Raw genomic sequence first — 23718 nt, forward strand, 5'->3', positions numbered from 1 at the left:
TCTCAGCCCCTGCCTTCCTGTGCGAAGCGCTCCGCGTACCAGGTCATCAGCTCCGGCACCCTGTCCTGCACGCCCTCGCACTCCCGGGCCATCGCCGCGAGATGCCGGAAGCGCATCGCGAACCCGCGCCGGGCCACGTCGGGCCGCGCGACGTAGGCGGGCGGCTCCTCCAGCTCGAAGGAGGGGCCGGCCGTCCGCCCCCGCCATCCCGACTCCAGCGGCATCAGCTGCTCGGCCAGCGGGCGCATCATCCCCGTCATCACGTCGATGGCGGCGTTCATCAGTTTCGAGCGGCGCAGGCTCGCGTCCGGGCTCTCCCCGAAGTGCTGCACGATCAGCTGGAGCATCATGAAGTAGCAGCGGTTGAAGAGCCGCATCACCTGCCGGGCATGCGGATCGCTCACCGGCGCCCGCCCGGGGTGACCGTGGTCGAGCGTCGGATTGCGCAGCGACGGATACGCCGGGTGCCAGGGCGCCCCTTCGCCCTGCGGCCCGTCGGCGCGCTCCGTCATCAGCAGCTCGGCGAGGCGCACGAACGTCTCGTGGTGGGACTCGGATCCGGCCTTCTCCGTGTCGAGGACCCCGCCTTCGCCCTGCTCCGTCACGAAGTCGACGGCGAAGAGCGCGCTCGACAGGTCGTCCACCTCCAACTGGTAGTCAGGATGGACGGAGTTGACCGTGCCGCCGATGAAGAGGTGGTGCTCGCCCCCGCCGCGCCCCCGGTCCACCGGGAACACGTCGGGGACCCGGGTCAGGCCCTCCCGGATGCCCGCGTACAGCTCGCTCGGCGAACCGAACCGGCCGGGCGCGCCCGTCGCCCCTGGCCCGCCCTTCACCGCGGCGCCGCCCGTGAGCCGCTCGGGCCGCTCGATGGCGATGAACCGCTGGAGGCTGCCCAGGTGCAGCGGTTCGAGCGCGAAGTCCAGCGGCAGCGGCAGCCTGCCCGGAGTGCCGAAGTCGATCTCCGGGACGTGGAAGGGCTCGCCCATCGCCATCAGGATGTTGTTGACGACCAGGAAGTGCATCATCTCCTCCCGGGCCACGTCGAAGAGGCTGTCCCGGATGCCCTTGGCCAGGGTCTCCCCGCCGTCCCCGCAGGCCAGCCGCAGCTGGCGCGGGGTCCACACCCCGCTGCGCACGTACTCGAACCCGGTGCCGTGCGTGGGCACCGAGTACCCCGCGTAGAGGTACTGGAGCGAGGTGGCGAGCTCCACCGTGACGGCCTGCCAGAGCGCCGACCGCAGCTGGGCCCGGGTCGTGATCTGTGGATGGGAACGGACCGGTGACGGGACGGCGGCCGGGGGCACGGCCGCCGCCGTGCTCTGCGCGCGCAGGTACTTCAGAAGCAGCCGCGCCTTGGGAAGGGACAGGTCGCGGGTCGGCGGCATGTAGTACGTCCGGTCCTTGTTCGCGGGATCGCACATCTGCCAGATGAGCTTCGCGTACGTCTCCACCTTGCAGCGGTCGGCCAGGCTGAACACCTCGTCGCGCATGAACGGGAACAGCTGCTCGTAGTACGCGAACACCTCGCGGTGCAGCAGCTCGAAGGTCACGTCCTGCTGGAGCACCGCGTCCAGCTGCCAGTCGTCGGGCAGGACGCGGACGGCGGCGGAGCCCGCCCAGGACCAGAAGCCGAGGGCGTCCTCGTGGTCGTAGCAGGCCTCGGCGGAGCCGGGCGCCCGAGGGTCGTGCGGCGGCAGCTCCTCGGGACCGGCCGCGAGCAGCAGCCGTGCCGTGCCGGCGCGCGCGCCGGAGACGGTGAACCAGCCGCGCCCGCGTGCATCGGTGGCGAAACCGCACGAGGAGGACGGCTCGGAACCGTCGGGCTTCTCCCCGGCGGTCCGGCCTGCCCGGAGCCGGACGATCTCGACGTCCCCGCAGCGGGCCGTCGGGGCCGAGGCCACCGGATCCAGCGGGAGGGCGCGGGGGTTGGGGAACTGCCGGACGACGACCTCGTCGAGCGCGGCCGGCACACCCCGCAGGAAGGTCCGCACCGGGACCTCGACGGCGTGCTCGTCGCCGTGCTCCGGGTCGGGATGCTCCAGGATCTGGCAGGCCTCGTCGGTCAGGACGACGGTCTCGCGCTCCCGCAGCAGCACCGTGCGCCCGTTCGGCCCGTCCCGCCCTTCCCGCCTGGCACTCCGTTCCCTCCCCTCCCCGTCGCCAGTCTCCGCGCGCACCAAGGCGAGCCCTTCCTCCGCGGCCCGCCGCGCGCCTTCCGCCGACACGGTCGGTACGGTCACCACCCGGCCTCCCTCGGGCGCTCCGTCCGGCAGGACGGCGACCGGCAGGTCCGAGCGGGCGGTCCGCAGCTCCAGGGCGGGCCCCCCGCTCCGTACCACCGCGCCGGTGGCGTCGAGGCCGTGTGCGAAGGGCCAGTTGAACGCCACCGTGTCCGGGGAGACCCGCACGGTGCACGGCCCCGCCCCCCCGCCGGCCCGGGCCTCCCTCCCGTACGGGACGAGCAGGCGCCCCGCCGGGTGCGTGCGGGGCTCGTCGGGCCGCCAGGGCGCGATGGTGCCCCGCAGCCGCCACACCCCCGGCGCGTCCTCAGGCTCCGTACCGTCCGTCGGTACGCCCTCAAGGGACGCGGTGGGCGCGGCCGGTCGTTCCAGGGTGAACTGGACCACGATCCCGCCGCCTTCGCACTCCTCCACGGCGGCCCGCAGGGCGCGGACGGCGGGGGAGTCCACCGCCCCGGCCGGCCAGTCGAGCCCCTCGCCGGAAGCGATCGCGAACTGGTGGAGCGTCCGGCACACCGGCGCGAAGCCGTGCCACCGGGGCGGCATGAACCCCGCCATGTCCCCGACGCACAGATAGCCCGCGTCGTGCGAGCGCCCCTCCCGGCCGAACGCGAACTGGCCGCCCATCAGGGTCGTCGTCCACGCGGAGGCGGGATCGACGTCGAAGACCCGGGCCCGGTTCACCGTCGTGCCCAGGTACGGGTTGCAGTGGCCCCACAGGTCGACGGACCGCCCGACGACCGGATCGGCCGTCCCGACGGCCCCGTCCGCCCGCTCCACCCCGGTCACGCGGGCGTCCAGGACGAGATGGCCGTTCCCGGAGAAGTGCCCGCCGCGCGCGCCGTGCTCGGCCAGGTGCTCGTGGTAGGCCTCGGCGGGCCCGTCCTCCCCGAACGGGCCCACCGCCGAAGGGCGTTCGGATCCGCTCGCCGCACCCGCACCCCGCAGGGCCGTGTTGCGCGCCAGGTCCACGAGTCCGCCGCGCGGCCCCGTGGGCAGCCGGGTCACGGCGGTGCCGCCGAAGTACAGCCGCGGCAGGTCGAACACGCTCATGCCGCCTCCAGCCCGGCCCGCGGTGCCACGCCCCGGCCCGGCGCGTGCCGGGCGATCAGGTCCACGGCCTCAAGGGCCGACTCGACCGCCCCCTCGATCCACGCGGGCTCGGTCGCGCAGTGCTCCCCGGCGAAGAACATCCGGCGCTGCGGCCGCACGGCCCGCCTGCGCTGCTCCTCGCAGGCGGCGGGGTCCTGCCCCCAGCGGATCGTGCAGCCGCCCTCCGACCACGGATGCTCGCCCCACGCGAGGCTCGCGACGCCCCGCACCATCCCGCGCCGCAGCAGCTGCGGATGCATCCGGCCCAGCTCCTCGACGACCGTCCGGTGCCGCAGCGGCGGCGGCATGCGGCCGAGATGGTCGGCGTCCTCGCCGATCGTGTAGCTGGCGAGGAGGGCCGCGCCCTGGGCGGGATCCGGGGCCCCGGCAGTTTCGGTCCTGCCGGTCCTGCCGGTCCCGTCGGGGCCCTCGGTGCTCTCGGCCTCCTCGTCGGCCGAGGGCGGATAGTACGTCTGCCGGATGCGGCCCCCGCTGAAGGAGGCGCCGCCCCGGATCCCCTCGCGCTCCCAGAACGGCTCGCGGCAGTGGACCGCGACCTTCGTCGCCGGGCAGTAGTCGACCTCCCGGACGACCGCGAGCTTGTCCTCGTCGAAGCCGGTCAGCGTGAGGCCCCGCAGCACGGAGAACGGCACGGTGCACAGCACGTAGTCGCAGCGTCGTACGGTCGCTCCCGGTCCGCCCCCGATCCGTACGAGGACGTGGTCGGCGGACACGTCGAAGCCGGACACCCGCTGCCCGAACCAGATGGGGCCGCGCACACGGGCGGCGAGCCGCTGCACCAGCTGGTCCATGCCGCAGGCCAGCCGTACCAGTTCGGGGCTGGTCTCGGTGAGGATGTCGTCGAGGAAGCTGTTCAGCCGGGTGCCGCAGCCGGCCCGGATCCCCGGGTGGGCGGCGAACAGCCCGTGCACGTCGATCCGGTCCTTGGCGCTGCCGAGCAGGTGCGGGGACACGTCGACGTCCTCGACGAGGTCGAGGAGGTTGCGGGCGAGATCGGCGCGCAGCCCCTCCCGCAGCGCCGGCGGGGCGACCGCGTCGACCACGGCCGCCAGCCACGCGCCGAACACCACCGTCTCCTCGCGGTAGTCGGCGCCGGGCAGCGAGGCGCGGACGTCGGCGATCAGCGCGCGGGGCGCGTCCCGCAGCCGGACGTGACCGGTGCTGGTCGCCAGGAAGGCGTTCTCCTCGGACAGGAGGGTGGTGAACGGGCGGATCTGGTCGGCGAGGCCGAGGTGCTCGACGTACCGCATCGTGCGGTGGTGCGCGGTCGGGATGCGCATCGCGCCGAGCTCCACGAACGGCGCGCCCTCGGACGCGCCGAACCGGTGCGTGTGGACGCGGCCCCCCAGCCTGCGACTGCCCTCGATGATCTCGACCCGGAACCCGAGCCGCTCCAGCTCGTACGCGGCGACCAGACCGGCCATTCCGGCGCCCACGACACCGACCGTGCTGTTGGCGCGGGTGCGGCGGCGGGCGCGGGGGAGGGGCGCCGGCACGCGGCCGGGCCGGGTGCCGGCGGCGGGCTGCGTCACGGCCGCGGCGCCGGCCTGCGGCTCGGCGGTACGTGGCGCGGTGGCGGGCTGCGTCACGGCGGTGGCCTGCGTGACGGTTGCGGTCTGCATGTCGGTCCGACTCCCCCTCGAATCAATGCGGATCACTGCGGAGCACTGCGGATCACTTCGGACGGTGCGGGTCGTGCGGGTGGTGTTCCTGCGGCCGCCGGGCGGGTGTCCGTCCCTGGGCGGCGAGTGCCACGAGGTAGGAGCGGAGGAGGGCGGTACGGGCCAGCGGGGCGACCAGGCCGACGTATCCGTCGGGCCGGACGAGCCGCAGGTCGTCCGGGTGCCCGAGCCGTCTGGCCTCGGCGGCGTCCCAGGGCGTCACAGGGAGGACGCGGACCGGGGCCGGGAACCCCTCGCAGGCCTCGCGCAGGAGGTCGAGCACCCCGGCGTCGGCCCGAGCGGCGTGCAGGACCAGCGTCCACCGCTCGTACCCGAGCAGGGTGTGCAGCCGGACGGCCGCGGTGCCTTGGACGCCGGCCCCGGCGGCGAGGGCGACGTCCGGCATCCGGTCGCCCGCGCGCGGACCGGCGCGGTGCCGGCGGCCGGGCCGGTGCCGGGACAGCACGCTGTCCCCGTGGCTCCGGCCCAGGTCGCTCAGCCGCAGGTCGAGACGGCGCTGGACGCCGCGCCGGGCGAGAGCCGCGGGCACGGTGGCCGTGAACGCCCGGAAGCCGAGCGGCGGGAGCGGCAGCTCCATGAAGTTGAACCGCATCTCGCGGATGTACCGCACGGCCAGGAGCCTCTGCTCGTCGCTGTACGTGTCGAGGAGCGACTCGCCGGCCTGCCCGTGGTGCACGGCGGCCAGCTTCCAGGCGAGGTTGTGGGCGCCGAGGATGCCGACGTTCATGCCGTGGCCGCCGACCGGCGCCCAGGCATGCGCCGCGTCCCCGGCGAGCAGCCCGCGCCCCGAGCGGAGCCGGGCGGCGACCCGGTCGCTGAAGCGGGCCCGGTTGAGCCACAGATGCTCGGTGGGCTCCAGGCGCAGTCCGGGCATCAGGGCGGTCTCCGCGACCAGGTCCCGGAGTTCGCCGATGGTGGGCGCGGCGGTCAGCGTGGGGTCGGGGTCGTCGCGGAAGCAGAAGAAGCGGAATCCTCCGCCGGGCAGCGGGAAGACGAGCAGGGAGCGGTGCGGGGCCAGGAAGATGTGGCCCCGGCCCGGCTCCTCGCCCAGCTGCCAGGTCGGGCGGGCGTTGCCCTGGACGACCTGGAGGCCCGTGCGGCGGCGCCCCTCGAAGGGGATGCCCAGCCGGTCCCTGACCACGCTGGCCGTGCCCTCGCAGCCGACGATCCACGGGGCGACCGCGGACTCCACCGTGCCGTTCTCGTGCCGCAGGGTGAACTCGGCCCGGTCGTCGTGGACCTTGACGTCCGTCAGCTCCGTGTTCCACTCGACCCGGGTGCCGAGCCGGGCCAGCTCCTCCGAGAGGAGGCGCTCGATGTCGTGCTGCTCGATGTTGAGCGGCCGGGCGTGCGCCGACCGCGCCCAGCCGGTGGTGAGTTCGCCGAGGGCCCGGTCGCGGGCGTGGACGGTCACCGACGCCAGCTCCACCCCGTGGCGCCGGAGCGTCTCGCCGACGCCCAGGGCGTCGAGCGCCTCCCTGGCCCGCGCCCACAGAACCAGGGCCCGCGCCTCGCGCTTGGTCGCGGGTGCCCTGTCGACGATCCGGACACCGACCCCGAGCCGGCGCAGGCCGATGGCGAGGGTCAGGCCGACCGGGCCCGCCCCGACCACGCAAACGTCCACGTCGCCGGTGCCTTCGCCGACCCCGTCACCGGCCGGCGCCCCGACTCCCTCGTCCGCGGACGCCACATCGCCGTCGCCTGTGTCCAACCGGGCCACCCCCGCTCTCCGCTCGCCGTTCCCGGTGTTCAGCGTGCTGGCGGAAGATCACCTTCAACAGGGCGTGTACAGGGGCGCGGGGATCACTGCCACCAGGGAGTGTGACCACCTGTGCATCATCTGGTCCGTTTGAGTGACGAAGGATGGGATCAAGCCGCACGCGCTGATCCACCGCCGTGACCTGCCCGCGCGGAGCCATCGGTCCCTGGCCGGATCGAGCCCTTCGGACTGTGGTCCTCCGCTCCCGAGTTGACAGAGGGACGCCACGTCGGGCGGGAACCGGGCGCGCGGCCCGCCCCGTCCCGGCGGAGGCGCCTGGCAAGTTCTGGACAGCCCGGACGGGAACTCTCCGCACCACCCCGGCCGACCGGTGTCCGTCACCCCGCCGACGCGCGCCGTGCGGCCACCGAACCAGCCTCCGGCCGACGGGCCTGTCGGTGACGTGCCGTACAACTGACAGCGGGGAAAGAGCACGACCGCACGGCGGCTCGACGGCACGATCGCACGACCGCACGAGGGGGACTGTACGTGGACACTTTCGCGGACCGGGGGTGCGCCGGCCGAGCGCCTCTCGCCGGGCGATCCTGGGAACTGGACCGGCTGAACGGGCTGCTGGGCTGCCGCGGAGAGCGCGTGGGCCCGGTGGCCGTGGACCTCACGGGCGAGCCCGGCATCGGCAAGACCCGGCTCCTGACCGAGTTCGCGGTACGGGCCAGGAGCGTCGGAGCGACCGTCCTGCACGGCCGGGCCGGTGGTGCCGAAGGAGACGGCGGCACGCCCTTCCAGGCCTTCCTGGACGCGTTCGCCGACCTCGGCCAGGAGAAGCGGGCCACCGTCCCGGCCCTGGCCGAGCTGGCCCGTCTCGTCGAGGAGGCGAGCGGCCCGGACGTGGTGGCGGGGCGGCAGGGGCACGCCGAATCCGTACGGCGGATCGGCGCCGCGCTGGGGTGTGTTCCGGCGCCCGGGCTCGTCCTCCTCCTCGACGACCTCCACCGTGCGGACCCGCCGACCGTGGCCCTCCTCGACCATCTCCTGCGCCACCCGCCGCACGCTCCCGTCCTGGTCGTCATGGCCCGCCGCGAGCGCCAGACCCCGCCCGCAGCCGCCTCCTCCCTCGCCCGGGCGGCCGACTCCGGCGCCCTTGCGCGGCTGGACCTCGGCCCGCTGGACCCCGACGACTGCGCCGAGGGCCTCGCCCCCGAGGTGCCGCCCGAAGAGGTCCCCGGGCTGTACGCGGCCAGCGGCGGCAACCCCCTCTATTTCCGGGCCCTTGCCCACACCCGCCACCGGCGTGACGAGGCCCCCGGCACCGGACCCGTGGCGGTCCTCCTCGATGAACTGTCGCCGCTCGGCCCGCTGGAGCGGGCGGTCGTCGAGGCGGCAGCCGTCCTCGGCGGCCGTGTCACCTCCGAACTGGTCACGGCCGTCGCGACCGACGGGAGAGGCTGCGGGCCCGGCGACGGCCAGGAAGAGGTCGACGCAGCCCTGCGCGCGCTGTCCGCCCGCGACCTCGTCCGGCCCGACCAGGACTGCCGGACACTCGGCCCCCGCCACCCGGCCGTCCCGGAACTGATCCGCGAAGCCCTCGACCCGTGGCGCCGCCGCGAGCTGCACCGGCGGGCGGCGGCCGCACTCGCCCGGGCAGGCGCGCCCGCGACCGCCCAGGCCCCGCACCTCGTCGGCGCCGCGGTCGGCCCGGACCCCGAGACGGCGGCCGTGCTCGTCGAGGCCGCCGAGCGATCGGGCAGTGTCGACCCCGCGCGCGCCGCCCACTGGCTCGCGGCCGCCCTCGACCACATCCCCGACACCCCCGGACACCTCGCGGGCCGGCACGAGCTGACGCTCCGGCGGGCCCAGGCCCTCGGCGCGGCGGGACGCGTCGCGGAGAGCCGCGACGTGCTCCACCACCTCATCGACACGTGCCGCCCGGACCCCGCCCGTACGGAAGACCCCGAGGGCACGCGGGGGAGCGAGCACACGGCAGGGATCCGGACCTCCGCCGTCCTCCTCTGCGCGTTCATGGAGCGGCATCTCGGCCGCTACCCCGAGGCGGACGCGCTGCTCCGCCGTGAACTGGCGCGCAGCCCCGGGCCCAGGGACGGCCTGCGGACCGGACTCGTCGTCGAGTGGGGCGCCAGGGCCCTCTTCGCCACCCGCTACCCCGAGGTCCGCGAGGAGGTCGCCCGGGCCCTAGACGAGGCGCGCCTCCGCCGCGACGAGGCCGCCACGGCGGAGGCCCTCACCCTCTCCGCGCTCGGCGAGGCCTATGAGGGCGAGACCGTCACCGCCCGCGCCCGCGCGAAGGAGGCCGCGGCCCTCACCGACACCTTCACGGACGGCGAACTGGCCGACCACGTCGAGTCGCTGGTGCGCCTGGGCTGGACCGAGGCCTTCCTGGAGGAGTACGGAGCGGCCGAGCGCCACACCGCGCGGGGCATCGCCGTGGCCCGCCGCACCGGACGGCCCTTCGCGCTCTCCCAGCTCCTCCTCTGCTCGGCGTACGTCCACTTCCTCACGGGCCGGGTCGGTGCCGCGCTCGACCTGGCCGAGGAGTCCCTCACCGTCGCCCGCCCCCTGGGCGGCGCCGAACTCCTCGGCTTCAGCCGGGCGATCCGCGCCACCGTCCTCCTCCACGCCCTGCCGCTCGGCGACCCCGAGGGGCTGGCCGCCGCGGAGGAGGCCGCGGCCACCGTGGGCACCGCCCAGAGCTGGTGGGCCACGCAGGCCCGTTGCATGCTCGCCCACAGCGTGCCCCTCGGTCAGGACCCGCACCGGGTACGGGGGGCGCTCCTGCGGGCGGGCGGCGACCGGGACCTGTCCCGCCTCCAGCCCTCCCTGCGCCCGGGCTATCTCGAACTCCTCGCAGGGGCGGCCCTCGCGGCCGGCGACCTCCCGGAGGCAGAGCGCGTGGCCCGCCGGGCCCTCACGGAGGCGGCCCGGCTCGGCCTCGCCGTCCAGCGCGGGGCCGCGCAGCGCGCGTGGGGGCGGGTGCTGGCCCACCGGGGCGAATCGGCCGCGGCGGCCGAGGCGTTCACCGAGGCCGCGCGGGAGAGCGCCCGCGCGGGCGCCGGGCTGCGCGAGGCCCACAGCCTGCTCCTCGCCGCCCCGCACGTACGGGCCGCGGGCGACGGGGCCCGGGCCGCCGCCCTCTGGCGCAGGGGCCGCCGCCTGGCGGCCGACGGCGGCGCCCGCATGCTGGTCGACCTGGCCGACCGGACCAGACCGGTGCCTCCTGACGGCGGCGCGCCCGACGGCCGGCTCTCGGTGCTCACCCCGCGCGAGCGCGAGATATCGGTCCTCGTGGCCGAAGGACTGACCAACCAGGCGGTGGCCGACCGGCTCTCCCTGAGCCCCCGCACGGTCGAGAGCCATGTCGCCCGGGTCTACCGGAAGACCGGTGTGGAGACCCGGGCGGGCCTCGCCTCCCTGGTGGTCAGGACCGGAGTGGGGGAAGGTCAGTTCTCGCGCGGATAGGTGGAGGTCACCCGGCCCTTCTGGTCGGCCTTGAGGTAGGCGACGCCGTACGTGTCGGAGAGGTAGATGCTGAAGCCCGCACCGCTCCCGAGCAGCGTCGAGCCCGGGGTGACGACGAGGTACCGGCTGGTGGGCCGTTCGACGCCCAGGTCCTTGTCGGCCCGCTTCAGGAGCGCGGGCAGGGCGTCCCAGTCGAACGCGTCCAGGTCGGTCGGGACCGTGCCGGGGAAGGCGGTGCCGCCGGGGCCCTGACGGACCGCCACGTCCTCGCCCCGGTAGACGTACCGGTCGTAGCGCTCCGTGCTGCCCTTGACCAGCGACTCGGCGACGGCGTAGTCCGGGTAGACGACGAAGCCGGTGACCTTCGCGCCGTCCGTGGCGGCGTGCACCGCGGCGACGGCGGCCCTGATCCCGGCCGGGGTGAGCAGATTCCGCTCCTTCGGGGCCGAGGTCCTCTCCGGCGCCGCAGCCGAGGGGCGGGGTCGCTGCGCGGTCGGTCCCTGCTGCGAGGGCGTGGCACTGCTCGGACCGTTGCCCGCCTCGCCGGGCCGCCAGTCCCAGAACGTGGCGCCGACGGGGATCCCGACGGCGAGGACCACGACGAGAGCGCTGCCGAAGAACCGGCCGGCCCGCCCCCGCCGCCGCCCGCCCCCGGAGGGCGCCGCCGCGGTGACCGGTTCCGCCCCGCTCACCGCGCCGGCGGCCGACGCCGCCTCGGGCGCGGGCGTCCTGTCCGGCACGGAATCCGAGGGGGACACAGGAGACACGGGTGCCGGTACGGGTACGGACGGAGGCGCGAGCCGGAACGAGGTCGCGGTCCCCTCCCCGGCGGTTCCTTCCCGGGCGGTCACCTCCCAGTCGGTGCCCTCCTCCCCGGCCGCGGCGGCGGCCAGGGCGCGGCCGAGTTCCGCAGTGTCGGGCCGGGTGCACGGATCCCGAACCAGCAGCCGCGTCAGGACGGTGGTGAGTCCGCCGGCCCGCACGGGCGGTGGCACGTCGTCGGAGAGCACGGCCGCCAGAGTCGCCAGGGTGTTCTCCCGGCGCAGCGGGTGGTGGCCTTCCACCGCCACGTACAGCAGCATGCCCAGGGACCACAGGTCGGCGGCGGGGCCGCTCGATCCGCCCCGGATCCGCTCGGGCGCCATGTAGTCGGGCGAGCCGATGATCGAACCCGAGGCCGTGAGGACGGTGGACTCGCGGATCGCGGCGATGCCGAAGTCGGTGAGGACCGGCCGCCCGTCCGGCCGCAGCAGGACGTTGGCCGGCTTCACGTCACGGTGCTCGATGTCCCGCTCGTGCGCGGCCGACAGGGCGGCGAGCAGGCGGCGTCCGAGCACCGCGGCCTCGGCGGGCGTCATCGGGCCCCGGTCGAGGCGGTCCTGGAGCGAGCCGCCGGTGACCAGCTCCATCACGAGCCAGGGGTACGTTCCCTCGCCCGCGTCCACGATGTGGTGGATCGTCACCACACCCGGATGGTCGATCCGGGCCAGCGCCCGGGCCTCGCGGAGCACCCGTGCCCGCAGCGTCCGGGCACCCTCGACGTCGTACTCGGCCATCGCAGGGTCCGGCGGGCGTACCTCCTTGAGGGCCACGTCACGGTGGAGAGCCAGGTCACGGGCGCGCCAGACGGTTCCCATGCCGCCGCCACCCAGCCGTTCCACGAGCTCGAAGCGGCCGTCGATCACTCTGCTCACACGCACCCCTGTACTCGGGTCCTCCGCCCGGCGGCCGCCGCCGGGCGGCCCCCGCCCACGTCGCCGTACACATTCACCTGATAGCGCCCTGACATCTCGTACGGATCCGGCGGCGACCACGGACCGGGCCACGGACCGGGGTCGGCGGTACGGGGGCCGATGGCACCGGCAACCGCGTCGACGGCACCGGGCTCGACGGCGCCGGTCTCGACGGCGCCCGGGGCGAGGAGGTCCGTCAGTTCCCCCAGTTCCTCGCGGATCAGCACGAGTTCGGCCCACAGCCGGTCGCGCTCCGCCGGCTCCGGAGTGCCGCGCAGGCCGCGCTGGGCCTCCCGAAGAGCCTCCTCCAGGACCACTTCGGCCCTGGCGGCGCCCCACGCCGTCCGGACGTGCCGGGCCCGCGCGCGCAGGGAACGGGCCGCCGCGCCGTGGTCGCGGGCGGAACGCCACAGGTCGGCGGCGCGTTCGTAGGCCCGCGCCGCCTTCTCCGGCGCCCCGGCCGCGCCCAGGGCGTGCGCGGCACGGTGGCTGAGGGCCGCGCCGTGGCGGAGGTCGGCCCGGAGCCGGGCCTCGGCGGCCGCGAGCGCGTACTGCCGTGCGGCCCGCGCGGGTTCGCCCCGGCGCAGCGCGCAGTAGGCGAGCCAGGCCCTGGCCCGTAGGCGGGCCGCCTGGTCCCCGTCCCGCGCCGGGCCGGCCAGGACCTCCTCCAGGACGGTGGAGGCCTCCTGCCACCGGCCGCGCGCCGCGTGGGCGGAGCCGAGCCGCAGCCGGGCGAGGACGCCCAGGAGGGGGTCCTCGCCGGAGCGGTCGCACAGCCGGACGGCCTCGGTGAGGAGCGCCACGACCTCCTCGCCGCCGGGAGGGCCGGAGCCGCCGGGCCGACCGGACGTCCCGTGCCCGCCGAACGGGTCCAGGCCCTCGCCCTCCTCCAGCGTCCGAGCGAGCGCGAGCCGGAGGCGCGCCCCGTCGATGGCCCGCAGGAGGGCGTTCTCCTCGCCGGAACCGACGGCGGTACGCAGCACGGCCGCCGCCTCCGCCCGTGCTCCGGCGGCCCGGAGCACCCCGGCGAGCAGCAGCTCGGTCTCCGTGGGCGGCCAGGGACGCCCCGAGGCGGCGTGGTCCGCGAGGGCCGCCCGCAGGTGGGCGAGGGCCGCGCCCGGGTCCTCGGGCGCGCTGACCCGCCCGAGGAGCGCGCGGCAGTCGGCGAGGGAGCCGAGGACGGCGGGGTCCGCGCGGTACGGCGCGGCGAACGTGACGAGCCGGACGAGCTCCTCGCGCAGGACGGCGGCCTCCGCCGCCGGGTCGGGCGCGGTGTCGAGGAGATCGGCGCGGGCTCGGGAGCGCAGCAGGAGGACCGTCGCGGTCTGGGCGACGGTGGCCCGGCCGGCCGCGTGCAGGGCGGCGGCCCGCTCGCAGAGCTCCACGAGCCCGGCGCAGGCGGTCGCGCCCGGTTCCGGGCCGGTGACGAGTGCCCGGGCCCGTGAGATCAGTCCCTTGCCGAGCAGACCGGACCGTTCGTGCAGGTCGGCGGCGCGCGAGAAGAGGGTCTCGGCGGCGGGCCGTGCCCCGCCCCGGCAGTCGAGGGCGGTCGCGTCCAGCGCGTCGGCGTGGTCCCCGGGCGTGATGGCCCCGCCGACCCGCCGCAGGGCCTTCGCGGCCCGCTCCCAGGCCCCGCCGGCCGCCGGGTGTCCGCCGGCCGCGGAGAGCCGCCGGGCCCGGTCGAGCAGGGTGTGCGGGTCCTCGGGCCCGCCGCCGGGCCCCCGGTCGTACGGACGCGCGTCGGACGGGCGGCTGGTCATGCGGGGTACTCCGGGAACGGGAAGGGCGGAACGTCGGCGCACGGGGAGGCGCGTACAGGGAGGTCGCGACGACTCTCGCAGACGGCCGCCCGCCGGCACATCCGTAGAACTACGGAAGAGCACCGCAGCACCACCCCCTTCGCTTCGCTCCCCGCCCTCGCCCCCGGCCGTGCTCCCTCCCGGAGCGCGCCGGGAATCGGACGGACGCACTGCGCAGAGCCCGCGGTCAACGACTCCGCTAGGGTGATTCGGTAGGGATTGCGCCCCTTGGGGCCAGGCCGATGCGTAGGTCGATGCGTTGGAGACTCACCAGTCGTCGAGCAGGGTTCCGAAGCCGCCCAGGGCGGCCGTCGGGGACGCGGGCGTGCTCCGCGAGCTGCTGCCCATCGCCCTCTGGCGGGAGGACGCCGACGGCCGCATCGTCGAGTGGTCCCTCGCCGCCCAGGACCTGCTCGGCCACCGGCCGGAGCACGTGCTCGGGCGTCTTGCCACACCGCTCCTCGTCCCCGACGCGAACCGCGACCTCGCCGACCGGCTCACCGAGCGCGTCCAGTCGGGCGAGACCATCGTCGGCACGCTGCCCGTCCGCCACCGGGACGGCCACACCATCGCCATGGAGATGTGGATCGTGCCCGCCGCCGACCCGCAGGGGCGTCCCGGGGCCATGCTCATCGCGGTGGAGACCTCCGAGGTCCTGCGCATGCGCGAGAACCTCGCCGCGATGGAGAGCCTCTTCACCCAGTCGCCCATCGGCCTCGCCCTCCTCGGCCCCGACCTGCGCTTCCTCCGCATCAACGACGCCCTCGCCCGGATGAACGGCGTCCCCGCCGCCGCCCACGTCGGCCGCCGCCTCACCGAGGTCGTCCCCGGCGTCAACGCCGCCGCGCTCGAATCCCTGATGCGCCAGGTGCTCGACAGCGGAACCGCCGTCGTCGACGCCCGCAGGGTCGGCCGCACGCCCGCCGACCCCGGCCGCGACCACATCTGGTCCTGCTCGTACGCGCCCCTCAGCGACCGCGCAGAGGAGCCCCTCGGCCTCATCGCCTCCCTCGTCGACATCACCGAGAGCCAGGAGGCGCACATCGAGGTCGAGCGGGCCCGGCACCGCTTCGCCCTGCTCGCCGAGGCCGGCGCGCGGATCGGCACGACCCTCGACCTGGAGAAGACGGCCCAGGAGGTGGTGCGCTTCCTCGTGCCCCAGCTCGCCGACTCCGCCGACGTACAGATGCTGGAATCGGTCCTCGAACCCGACGACCCGGCCGCCTCCACACGCGGCGTGCTGCGCCGCCTCGCCGCCGGCTTCCCCGACCCGACCGCCCCCACCGCCGTGCTCGCCCCCGGCCAGACCTTCCAGCTCCCGCTGGACTCCGTGTACGAGCGGGTCGTCGCCGACGGGAGACCCACGAACCTCTTCACCACCGACCTTCCGGCGCTCTTCACCGACCCGCGCACCGAGGCGCTCCGCACCTACTTCGCGACCCGCATCGGCTCGGCGCGCCTCGTCCCCCTCGTGGCCCGGGGCCAGGTGCTCGGCGCGGTCACCGTGACGCGGCTGCGGACCCGCGAGCCCTTCGACACGCAGGACTGCGTCCTCATCGACGAGGTCGTCGCGCGCGCCGCCCTCAACATCGACAACGCCCGCCTCTACACCACACAGCGGGAGGCGGCGATCACGCTCCAGCGCAGCCTCACCAACAGCGCGCTGCCCGCCGTCACCGGACTCGAACTCACCGGCCGCTACCTCCCCGCGAGCGCCCATGACGTCGGCGGCGACTGGTTCGACGTCATCGCCCTCCCCGGCGGCAGGACGGGCCTGGTGATCGGCGACGTCATGGGCCACGGCATCCACGCCGCGGCCGTCATGGGCCAACTGCGCACCGCCGTGAGGACCCTGGCCCGCCACGACATCGACCCGGCCCGGATGCTCGGCTCGCTCGACGCCGTCGTGGCCGACCTCGGTGAGGACGAGATGGCCACCTGTGTGTACGCGGTCCACGACCCGGCGACCGGAGGCTGGGTCATCGCCCGTGCCGGGCACCCGCCCCCGGCGCTCGCCACCCCGGACGGCACCATCACTTTCCTCGAAGGCCCACCCGGCACCCCCCTGGGCACCGGAGCCCGCGACTTCGCCACGGAGGAGGTCGCCCTGCCCGAGGGCGGCCTGCTCGTGCTGTACACGGACGGCCTCATCGAGGCCCGCGACCGGGACCTCGACGAGGGGATGAGCCAGCTCGCCCGGGCACTCCGGGGCCTGGACCGGCCGCTGGACACGCTGTGCGACGAGGTGCTCGGCCGGCTCCTCTCCGGACCGGCCCAGGACGACGTCGCGGTCCTGATGGCCCGTACGCGGACCACGGGCTGAGGTCGCCGACTTCATGCTGGACACCGTGTCGCCCGTGTCGCCGGTGTCGCCGCCGGTCAGAGCGTCACGACGGTCACCTCGGTCGCCTTGACCCCGGTCCAGACCGGTACCCCGTCCGCGAGCCCCAGCTCGGCCGCCGCCTGCGGGGTGATCTCGGCGACCAGGTCGGGGGCCCGGTCGGAGGTCACCAGGACCCGCAGCCGACTGCCGCTCGCGGTGATCTCCCGTACGGTTCCGGGCCAGACGTTACGGGGACTGCCGCCCGGCTTCTCGCGGTGCACCGCCACCGCCTCGGGCGCGATGATCGCAAGCGCCCGCGTGCCGGCCGGCGGCGGCTCGGCGGCGACCAGGGAGCCGCCCCCGTCGAGCGCGAGCCCTTCGGCGGTCGCGGCGCCCGGCCATGCGTTGCTGCCCAGCATCCGGGCGACCCAGGGCGACCGGGGGTGGCGCGACACCTCGCCGGGGGAGGCGTCCTGGAGGGTGCGTCCGTCCTCCAGGACGAGGACCCGGTCGGCGAGGGAGACGGCCTCCACGGGGTCGTGGGTGACGATCAGGCAGACACCGCCGAACCCGGCGAGATGGCTGCGCAGAGTGTGCCGCACATGGGCCCGGGTGGTCTGGTCGAGCGCGGCGAGCGGCTCGTCGAGGAGCAGCAGCCGGGGCCGGGCGGCCAGGGCGCGGGCGAGGGCGACCCGCTGGGCCTGGCCGCCGGAGAGCTGAGAGGGGCGCCGGTGCGCCAGGTGGCCCACGCCGAGCCGGTCGAGCCACGCCTGGGCGGCCCGCCGCGCCTCGGCGCGCGGCACGCCGTGGGCCCGCAGGCCGTACGCGGTGTTCGAGAGCGCGGACAGGTGCGGGAACAGCGCGCCGTCCTGCGGCACCCACGCCACCCGACGCCGGTGCGGGGGCAGTTCGGTGACATCGGTGTCGCCGAGCCGGAGCGTGGCGTGGGCGCGGGGGGTGAGGCCGAGGAGGGCCCGGAGGAGGGTCGTCTTTCCGGCGCCGTTGGGGCCGACGACGGCGATCGTGGTGCCGGGACCGGCGTCCAGGGCCAGTTCGGTGAAGCCGCCCACCTCGGCCCGCAGCGCCCAGCGGCCGCCGTCCGCCTCCCCGCCGGAGAGCGAGGCCTCCGGCGCTTCGGGGGATGAGCCGGGCTCCGGCTCGCGGGGGGAATCCGGCTCGGGTGCGGGCGCGGTCCGTCGGGGTGACGCCGGCGTGCCCGTCCAGCGACCGCGCAGCGCGACGAGCACGGCCATGGCGATGGCGAGGAGCAGCAGCGAGACGGAGGTCGCGGCCTCCGGCTCCTCCTGGAGCAGCAGGTACACCTGGAGCGGCAGGGTCTGCGTGCTGCCGGGCAGGTTCCCGGCGAAGGTGATGGTGGCGCCGAACTCGCCCAGTGCCCGCGCCCAGGTGAGCGCGGCGCCCGCGAGCAGCCCGGGGGCGACCATGGGCAGGGTGACGGTGAAGAAGACCCGTACCGGCGAGGCGCCCAGGGACGCCGCCGTCTCCTCGTACCGGGGGCGCAGTCCCGCGAGCGCGCCCTCCAGGCTGATGACGAGGAACGGCATCGCCACGAAGGTCGCCGCGACGACCGCGCCCGAGGTGTGGAAGGGGAGCGTGACGCCGAACGTGGACTCCAGCCAGGGCCCGAGGAGTCCGCGCCGCCCGAACGCGAGCAGCAGCGCCACACCGCCGACGGTCGGCGGCAGCACCATGGGCAGCAGGACGAGGGAGCGGACGAGCGCCTTGCCGCGGAACGGCACCCGCGCGAGGAGCCAGGCCAGCGGGACGCCGAGCAGCAGCGACAGACCGAGCGCCCAGAAGGACACGAGCAGCGACAGCTTCAGGGCCTGGACGGTGCCGGGAGCCGAGAGGTGCTCGCCGAAGGCGCCCCAGTCGGTACGGGCCAGGACGCCGACGAGGGGCAGGACCAGGAACGCCACGGCGAGCAGCGCGGGGACGGCGAGGACGACGGGCGTGCGCGGCCCGTGACCGGAGGGCCGGACGCGGAGGTGCTTCACAGGGCTCAGACGCGGTCGATGTGGACGCTGGTCGACTTCACCCGGGCGGTGGCCCGCATGCCGACTTCAAGGCCCAGCTCCTCGACCGCCTCGCGGGTGAGGAGGGACACCAGCCGGTGCGGGCCCGCCTGGATCTCGACCTGGGCGGCGACGTCGCCGAGCTTGACGGCCGTCACGATCCCCGGGAACGCGTTCCGTGCGGAGGTGGTGGACGGGTCGTCCTCCTCGCCCACGCCGTTCTGGGCGATCTCGATCGAGAAGGCGGCGAGGTCGCGGCCGTCGATGAGTCGCCGGCCGTTCTCGTCGCGATGGGTGGTGACCCGGCCGGCGTCGGCCCAGCGGCGGGCCGTGTCGGGGCTGACGCCCAGGAGACGTGCCGCCTGCCCGATGGTGTAGGACTGCATGTGCGCCACGTTAGGCCGTTCTCGCTGTCGTCTACAACGAACGGAGGCGCATCTCGGCGCATTCGCCAGCCCCCTTGGAGGAATCACCAAGGTGCTGGTCGGGCTTCGCTCATGCCGTGCCGGACCGGTGCCCGATCGCCTCGACCAGCGGCAGCAGCCGGTGCGGCACCCGCTCGCGCAGCGCGATCTCGGTCCGGGTGCGGACGACCCCGGGCAGTCGGATCAGCCGCTGGATGACGTCCTCCAGGTGCCCGGCGTCACGGGCCACGACCCGGGTCAGGAGATCCCCGCCGCCGGTGATCGAGAAGGCCTCCACGATCTCGGGGACGCGCGCGAGCGCGTCGCCGACCTCGTCGAGGCGGCCCTGCGTCACCTCGACGTGGACGAAGGCGAGCACCGGGTGCCCCAGGGCGGCGGGGGAGAGGACGGGGCCGGTCGCCGTGATCACTCCGTCCCGCTCCAGGCGGTCGATCCGCGCCTGGACGGTGCCTCGCGCCACGCCCAGGATCCGCGCGTACTCCCGCACGCTCGTACGCGGCTGCTCGATGAGGAGCCGCAGGATGCGGGTGTCGAGTGCGTCCACCGCCATGGTCGGTCGGCCTCCTTAGCTCCCGGCGTCCGGAGGCCGGGCTCCCGACTCTACCCAGGCCGTGGCCTGCGACGACGTGCCGAAACGGGCCCGGCAGAAGTCTCGGCGAGCCGGCGGTCAGAGCCAGCCGTTGCGCCGGAAGCCCCGGTGGATGACGAAGCAGGCGACGAGGATGACGCTCAGGACCAGCGGGTAGCCGTAGGTCCAGCGCAGCTCGGGCATGTGCTCGAAGTTCATGCCGTAGACGCCGCAGACCATGGTCGGGACGGCGACGATCGCGGCCCAGGCGGTGATCTTGCGCATGTCCTCGTTCTGGGCGACCGTCACCTGCGCGAGATGGGCCTGGAGGATCGAGTCGAGGAGGGCGTCGAAGGACGTGACCTGTTCCGAGACCCGGGCGAGGTGGTCGGTCACGTCGCGGAAGTACGCCCTGATGTCCGGGTCGATCAGCGGCATCGGGCGGGTGGCGAGGTGCTGGAGCGGCCGGCCCAGCGGCGTCACGGCCCGCTTGAGTTCGAGGAGTTCACGCTTGAGCTGGTAGATGCGCCCGGCGTCGCGCCGGTCCGCCTGCTCGGAGAAGACCGCGCTCTCGATCGCGTCGAGGTCGTCCTGCACGGCGTCCGCGACGGCGAGGTAGTCGTCCACCACGTGGTCCGCCATCGCGTGCAGCACGGCGGAGGGCCCCTTGGCCAGCTGCTCGGGCAGGTCCTCCAGGGCCTCGCGCAGCGGGCCGAGCGAGCCGTGGCCGCCGTGCCGGATCGTGATGACGAAGTCCGGCCCGACGAAGGCCATCAGTTCGCCCGAGTCCACGACCTCGCTGGTGGCGGTGAGTTCCTCGTGCTCGACGTAGCGGACGGTCTTGAAGACGGCGAACAGCACGCCGTCGTACTCCTCCACCTTGGGTCGCTGATGGGCGTTGACCGCGTCCTCCACCGCCAGCGGGTGGAGCCCGAAGAGCTCGGCGAGACCCGTGAACTCCTTCTCGTCCGGCTCGTGCAGGCCGATCCAGACGAACCCGTCGCCGGCCTTCCGGACCTGCCGCAGGGCCTCCTCGGCCGACCCGCGCCCGCTCCGCCGCACGCCGTCGATGTAGACCACGCAGTTGACGACCGCGCTGCCGAGCGGGGAGCGCGCCGGGTGACTGAGGTCCACGGCACGCCGGTACGTCAGACGGACGGCCCTGCGCAGGCGCTGGATCATGGACACGACGTGCTCCTTCGGCGGATCGACGCGCCAGTGTGCCACCGGCGGCGGCGTGTCCGCGAGTGCCCGCCGACGGCGGAAGCGCGCTACGGGGCGACGAGGTCCGTCGGGTCGGTGTTCGCGCCGCAGAGGATCACGCAGACCGTCTCGCCGGGCGCGGGGCGGTACGCGGTGTCCGGGACGTCCGGCCCGGGGCGGGCCACGGCGGCCAGGGCGGTGGCGGCGGCGTGCTCGACGGCCAGCCGGCGGTCGTCCCACAGGGCCTGCCGGGCGCGGACGATCGCGGCGTCGGGCACGAGCACCGAGTCCACGCCGTCCTGCTGGGCCGCCCGTACGGCGGTGGCGGAGGCGCGGCGGGCGCCGAGGGAGTCGGCGGCGACGGAGTCCACGGTGACGTCGACCGGCCGGCCGGCCCGGACGGCGGCGTCCAGCGCGCGGCAGTTCTCGGGTTCGACGGCGACGGTACGGATGCCGTGGTGGCGGGCCGCGGTGGCGACCCCGGCGAAGAGACCGCCGCCGCCGACCGAGACGACGACCGTGTCGAGACCGGGGACCTGGCGGCGGATCTCGTCGAGCAGGGTGCCCGCTCCGGCGGCGATCAGCGGATGGTCGTACGCGTGTGAGGCGAGCGCCCCGGTCGCCAGGGCGAACTCCTCGCAGGCCGCGAGGGCCTCGGCGTACTCCGCACCGACGAGCCGGACGTCCGCGCCGTAGTCGCGGAGGCGGGCCACCTTCACGTGGGGCGCGGTGGCCGGCAGGAAGACGGTGGCGGGGACGCCCTGCCGGGCGGCGGCCCAGGCGCAGGCGAGACCGGCGTTCCCGCCGGAGGCGATCGTGACCCCGGCGTCGGGCAGGGTGCCGGCCTCGCGGTGGGCGAGGAGGAAGTTCTGCGCGCCGCGCGCCTTGAACGAGCCGGTGTGCTGCATCAGCTCCAGCGCGAGGTGCACACCGCCGGGCTCCGTGGGCCCCGCGAGGGCGACCGGCCGGACATGGCCGGCGACGCGGTCGGCGGCGGTCGTGATGTCGTCGTAGACGAGGGTGTGCACGTGGGGCTCCCGCGGGTGATCGGCCGGGGTGCTCGGCGACCCCGCTGCACGTCCCCCGAACCTACCGTGGCGCCACGGCCGCTCCTCACGCGTCACCCGCAGCGCGTCGGACGTCACTCGTCACGGTGGACCGGGTCCGCGCGTCGGGCGGGCCCCGGGACGGCTCGGGCAGCGTGAGCCCCATGAACACCCGCCGAGCGCTGGTCGCTCTCCTCGCCGCGCTCCTCACCAGCGGCTGCGTGGCCGTCCCCCGGGGAACGGCCCCGAGCACCCCGGCCCGGCCCGCCGAGCTCGCCCCCGCGGCCGAACGCCCGCCCGCCGCCCTCCCGGATTGGCCGGAACCCACCCAGGCCCCGCCCAGGGAGAACCTCGCCGTCACCGACCCCGGCCACCCCGCCCACCCCGGCCACCCACCGGCGAAGTCCGCACCGGCCGAGCACCTCCCTGCCGAACGCGCGCCCGCCCGGCACCGGCACCACAACCTCCCGGGGCAAACCGTCGAGGTGGCGCCCGCTCGCCCCGCCGCACCGCGGAAGAACCCGCGTGCGACGACGGAGCGGCGGACGCCGGCGCCGGCCGAGAGGAAGAAGAAGCCTGCCGGAAGGACCGTCCCGATCCCGAAGTCCCGCCCGTCACAGCAGTCCGTCCCACAGCAGTCCGCATCGCGTCCGTCCTCGCCGCGTCCGAGGCAGCCGGTGACCGGTCAGGCCCCCGAGATGCGGGCCCTCTGCCGACAGGCCCGGGAGATCGACGCCCCGATGGGCGCCGCCGACCTGTGCCGCGGCATGTACGGACGCTGACCCGGCCTGCTCACGGGGTCACGATCGGGTACTCCGGCTCGGGGGCTTCGAGGACCGGGAGCAGTTGGGGCAGGAGCGCGCGGTCGCCGGCCATGGTGATGCCGTCGGTGCCCTTTCCGGCGAGCAGGGCGATGAGCTGGGGCTTGGTCATCGTCACGGTCAGGCCCGCGTCGGCGGCGGGCCTGGAATCCCTGGTCCAGGTGAGCAGTCCGTTCGCGAGACGCAGGTGCCAGGGGCCGTCGCCGATGTGCCGGTCGATGGCGATCCGCAGCGACCAGGCCTTCGGGCCGTCGACGCGGACGGCGGGGCTGTCGATGGTCTGGCCGACGGTCAGGGCGAGATACATGTCGGGGCCGAGGGAGGCGGTGGCGTGCTGCGTGATGCCGTGGAGCAGCTCCTGGGCTCCTGTGAGGTGGAAGTTCCGCCACACGGCGTTCTCGACGGCCTGCCCCCGGCGCGTGTAGAGCGCGGCGAGCCGGCGCCTGGCCCGGCTGTCCCGGGGGTCGCTGAAGACGGCGCGGTTGAGCAGGGTGACGGCGAAGCCCAGCTCGCCCCGGTCGGCGTAGTGCCGGGCGCGGGCGCGGACCGCGGCCCGGCCGCCGAGGGAATCCACCCAGAGGCGGGCCTCCTCGGCCTGCCCAGGCGTGGGCGTCGCGCACCTGGGCGCGCCGCGCAGGGTGAGCTAAGGTCGGCGAGAAAGCGCTTTCCATTCCAAGGAGCCTTGTGCCGCCCACGGACGTCCTCGTGTACACCCGCACCGCCGGCTATCGCCACGGCTCGATCCCCGCGGGTGCGAACGCCCTCGCCGAGCTGGCCCGGGAGAGCGGCTTCGAGGCGGAGGTGACGGACGACCCCGAAGCCTTCACGGCCGAGCGGCTCGGGCGGTGCGCGGCAGTGGTCCTCCTGTCCACCACCGGAGCGGTCCTCACCGCCCCGGGCCGGGCGGCCCTGGAGGCATACGTACGGCGAGGCGGCGGCCTCCTCGCCGTACACGCCGCCGCCAACGCCGAGCCGGACTGGCCGTTCTACGGCGATCTCCTCGGCACGCGCTTCGCGGGTCATCCTCCCCTGCAGCCCGGCCTGGTCCAGGTGGAGGACGCCACGCATCCGGCGGCCGCGCACCTGCCGGCGCGGTGGGCCTGGACGGACGAGTGGTACGACTTCACCTCGCCCCCGCGCGAGGCGGGCGTCCACGTCCTGCTGCGCGCCGACGAGTCCACGTACACCGGGGGCACGCACGGCCCGGACCATCCGCTCTCCTGGTGCCACGACAAAGCCGGCGGCCGGTTCTTCTTCACCGCCCTGGGGCACACGTCGGGGTCGTACGCTTCCCCCGACTTCCGGGCGCACCTCGCCGGAGCCCTCCGCTGGGCCGCGCGCCGCTAGGGGGTGTCCTGCCGATCAGGTCGGATCAGGGCCGGGCGGGCGGCGTGCCCTTGCACGTCGAGGCTCGTTGAGTCCTGAGAGCAGGACAAAAGGTGCCAACGGGAAGGCTCGGGCGGTCGAGCGACCGGGTCCGGGCGGCGGCAGCGTTCATCGCCCCTTCCGTACGGCTCCTTCGCCCACCTGAA

General features: G+C 75.3%; 15 protein-coding genes. 4 read left to right on the plus strand and 11 right to left on the minus strand.

The window, feature by feature from the left end; translation table 11 throughout:
- Positions 1–2 precede the first annotated feature (2 nt).
- From DEJ46_RS34500 to DEJ46_RS34510, 3 genes are read right to left on the minus strand one after another with little or no spacing between them, the layout of a single operon-like run.
- On the minus strand, positions 3–3296 hold the full coding sequence (locus DEJ46_RS34500) for a ferritin-like domain-containing protein (protein ID WP_150272668.1): 3294 nt from the start codon (positions 3294–3296) through the stop codon (positions 3–5).
- The gene (locus tag DEJ46_RS34505) at positions 3293–4978 is read right to left on the minus strand and encodes a flavin monoamine oxidase family protein (protein ID WP_263411767.1); all 1686 of its coding nucleotides are present in this window, start codon (positions 4976–4978) and stop codon (positions 3293–3295) included. Before DEJ46_RS34505 ends, DEJ46_RS34500 begins: the two co-directional genes overlap by 4 nt.
- 52 nt (positions 4979–5030) lie before the next feature.
- Positions 5031–6749, minus strand: a complete 1719-nt coding sequence (locus tag DEJ46_RS34510) for an FAD-dependent monooxygenase (RefSeq protein ID WP_150272670.1) — start codon at positions 6747–6749, stop codon at positions 5031–5033.
- 537 nt (positions 6750–7286) lie between these two features.
- Between DEJ46_RS34510 and DEJ46_RS34515 the strand changes: the two genes are divergently transcribed.
- A complete protein-coding gene (locus DEJ46_RS34515; RefSeq protein ID WP_150272672.1) occupies positions 7287–10232 on the plus strand; it encodes a helix-turn-helix transcriptional regulator in 2946 nt (981 codons plus the stop codon).
- On the opposite strand, the gene DEJ46_RS34520 is transcribed toward DEJ46_RS34515, so the two are convergent.
- Positions 10214–11869, minus strand: coding sequence for a serine/threonine-protein kinase (locus tag DEJ46_RS34520; protein WP_411757843.1), 1656 nt, complete (start codon positions 11867–11869; stop codon positions 10214–10216). The two genes, DEJ46_RS34515 and DEJ46_RS34520, sit on opposite strands and share 19 nt — an antisense overlap.
- Before the next feature lie 53 nt (positions 11870–11922).
- Positions 11923–13725: a hypothetical protein gene (locus DEJ46_RS34525; RefSeq protein WP_150272676.1), complete on the minus strand. Its 1803-nt coding sequence runs from the start codon at positions 13723–13725 to the stop codon at positions 11923–11925.
- Positions 13726–14023: 298 nt separating this feature from the next.
- Between DEJ46_RS34525 and DEJ46_RS34530 the strand changes: the two genes are divergently transcribed.
- Positions 14024–16087, plus strand: a complete 2064-nt coding sequence (locus tag DEJ46_RS34530) for a SpoIIE family protein phosphatase (RefSeq protein ID WP_150272679.1) — start codon at positions 14024–14026, stop codon at positions 16085–16087.
- 56 nt (positions 16088–16143) lie between these two features.
- Here the strand turns inward: DEJ46_RS34530 and DEJ46_RS34535 are convergent, their stop codons facing one another.
- The 5 genes from DEJ46_RS34535 to DEJ46_RS34555 form a co-directional block, all read right to left on the minus strand.
- Complete coding sequence (locus tag DEJ46_RS34535) at positions 16144–18105, minus strand: ABC transporter permease (protein WP_150272681.1); 1962 nt, start codon at positions 18103–18105, stop codon at positions 16144–16146.
- A 5-nt stretch (positions 18106–18110) separates the two neighbouring features.
- Positions 18111–18509, minus strand: coding sequence for a molybdopterin-binding protein (locus DEJ46_RS34540; RefSeq protein WP_150272682.1), 399 nt, complete (start codon positions 18507–18509; stop codon positions 18111–18113).
- A 109-nt stretch (positions 18510–18618) separates the two neighbouring features.
- Positions 18619–19098: an Lrp/AsnC family transcriptional regulator gene (locus DEJ46_RS34545; RefSeq protein ID WP_150272684.1), complete on the minus strand. Its 480-nt coding sequence runs from the start codon at positions 19096–19098 to the stop codon at positions 18619–18621.
- 117 nt (positions 19099–19215) lie between these two features.
- Positions 19216–20298, minus strand: a complete 1083-nt coding sequence (locus DEJ46_RS34550) for a magnesium and cobalt transport protein CorA (protein WP_150275017.1) — start codon at positions 20296–20298, stop codon at positions 19216–19218.
- 89 nt (positions 20299–20387) lie between these two features.
- The gene (locus DEJ46_RS34555) at positions 20388–21347 is read right to left on the minus strand and encodes a serine/threonine dehydratase (RefSeq protein WP_150272686.1); all 960 of its coding nucleotides are present in this window, start codon (positions 21345–21347) and stop codon (positions 20388–20390) included.
- A 182-nt stretch (positions 21348–21529) separates the two neighbouring features.
- On the opposite strand from DEJ46_RS34555, the gene DEJ46_RS34560 reads away from it, so the two are divergent.
- Positions 21530–22147, plus strand: a complete 618-nt coding sequence (locus tag DEJ46_RS34560; protein ID WP_150272688.1) for a hypothetical protein — start codon at positions 21530–21532, stop codon at positions 22145–22147.
- A gap of 10 nt (positions 22148–22157) precedes the next feature.
- Here DEJ46_RS34560 and DEJ46_RS34565 read toward each other — a convergent pair whose 3' ends face one another.
- Positions 22158–22823, minus strand: coding sequence for an alkyl sulfatase C-terminal domain-containing protein (locus DEJ46_RS34565; protein ID WP_223835531.1), 666 nt, complete (start codon positions 22821–22823; stop codon positions 22158–22160).
- A gap of 47 nt (positions 22824–22870) precedes the next feature.
- Between DEJ46_RS34565 and DEJ46_RS34570 the strand changes: the two genes are divergently transcribed.
- Positions 22871–23533 carry a ThuA domain-containing protein gene (locus DEJ46_RS34570; RefSeq protein WP_150272690.1) on the plus strand — a complete coding sequence of 221 codons (663 nt, stop codon included), beginning with the start codon at positions 22871–22873 and terminating at the stop codon, positions 23531–23533.
- Positions 23534–23718 lie beyond the last annotated feature (185 nt).

The organism is Streptomyces venezuelae (assembly GCF_008642375.1).
Lineage (GTDB): Bacteria > Actinomycetota > Actinomycetes > Streptomycetales > Streptomycetaceae > Streptomyces > Streptomyces venezuelae_G.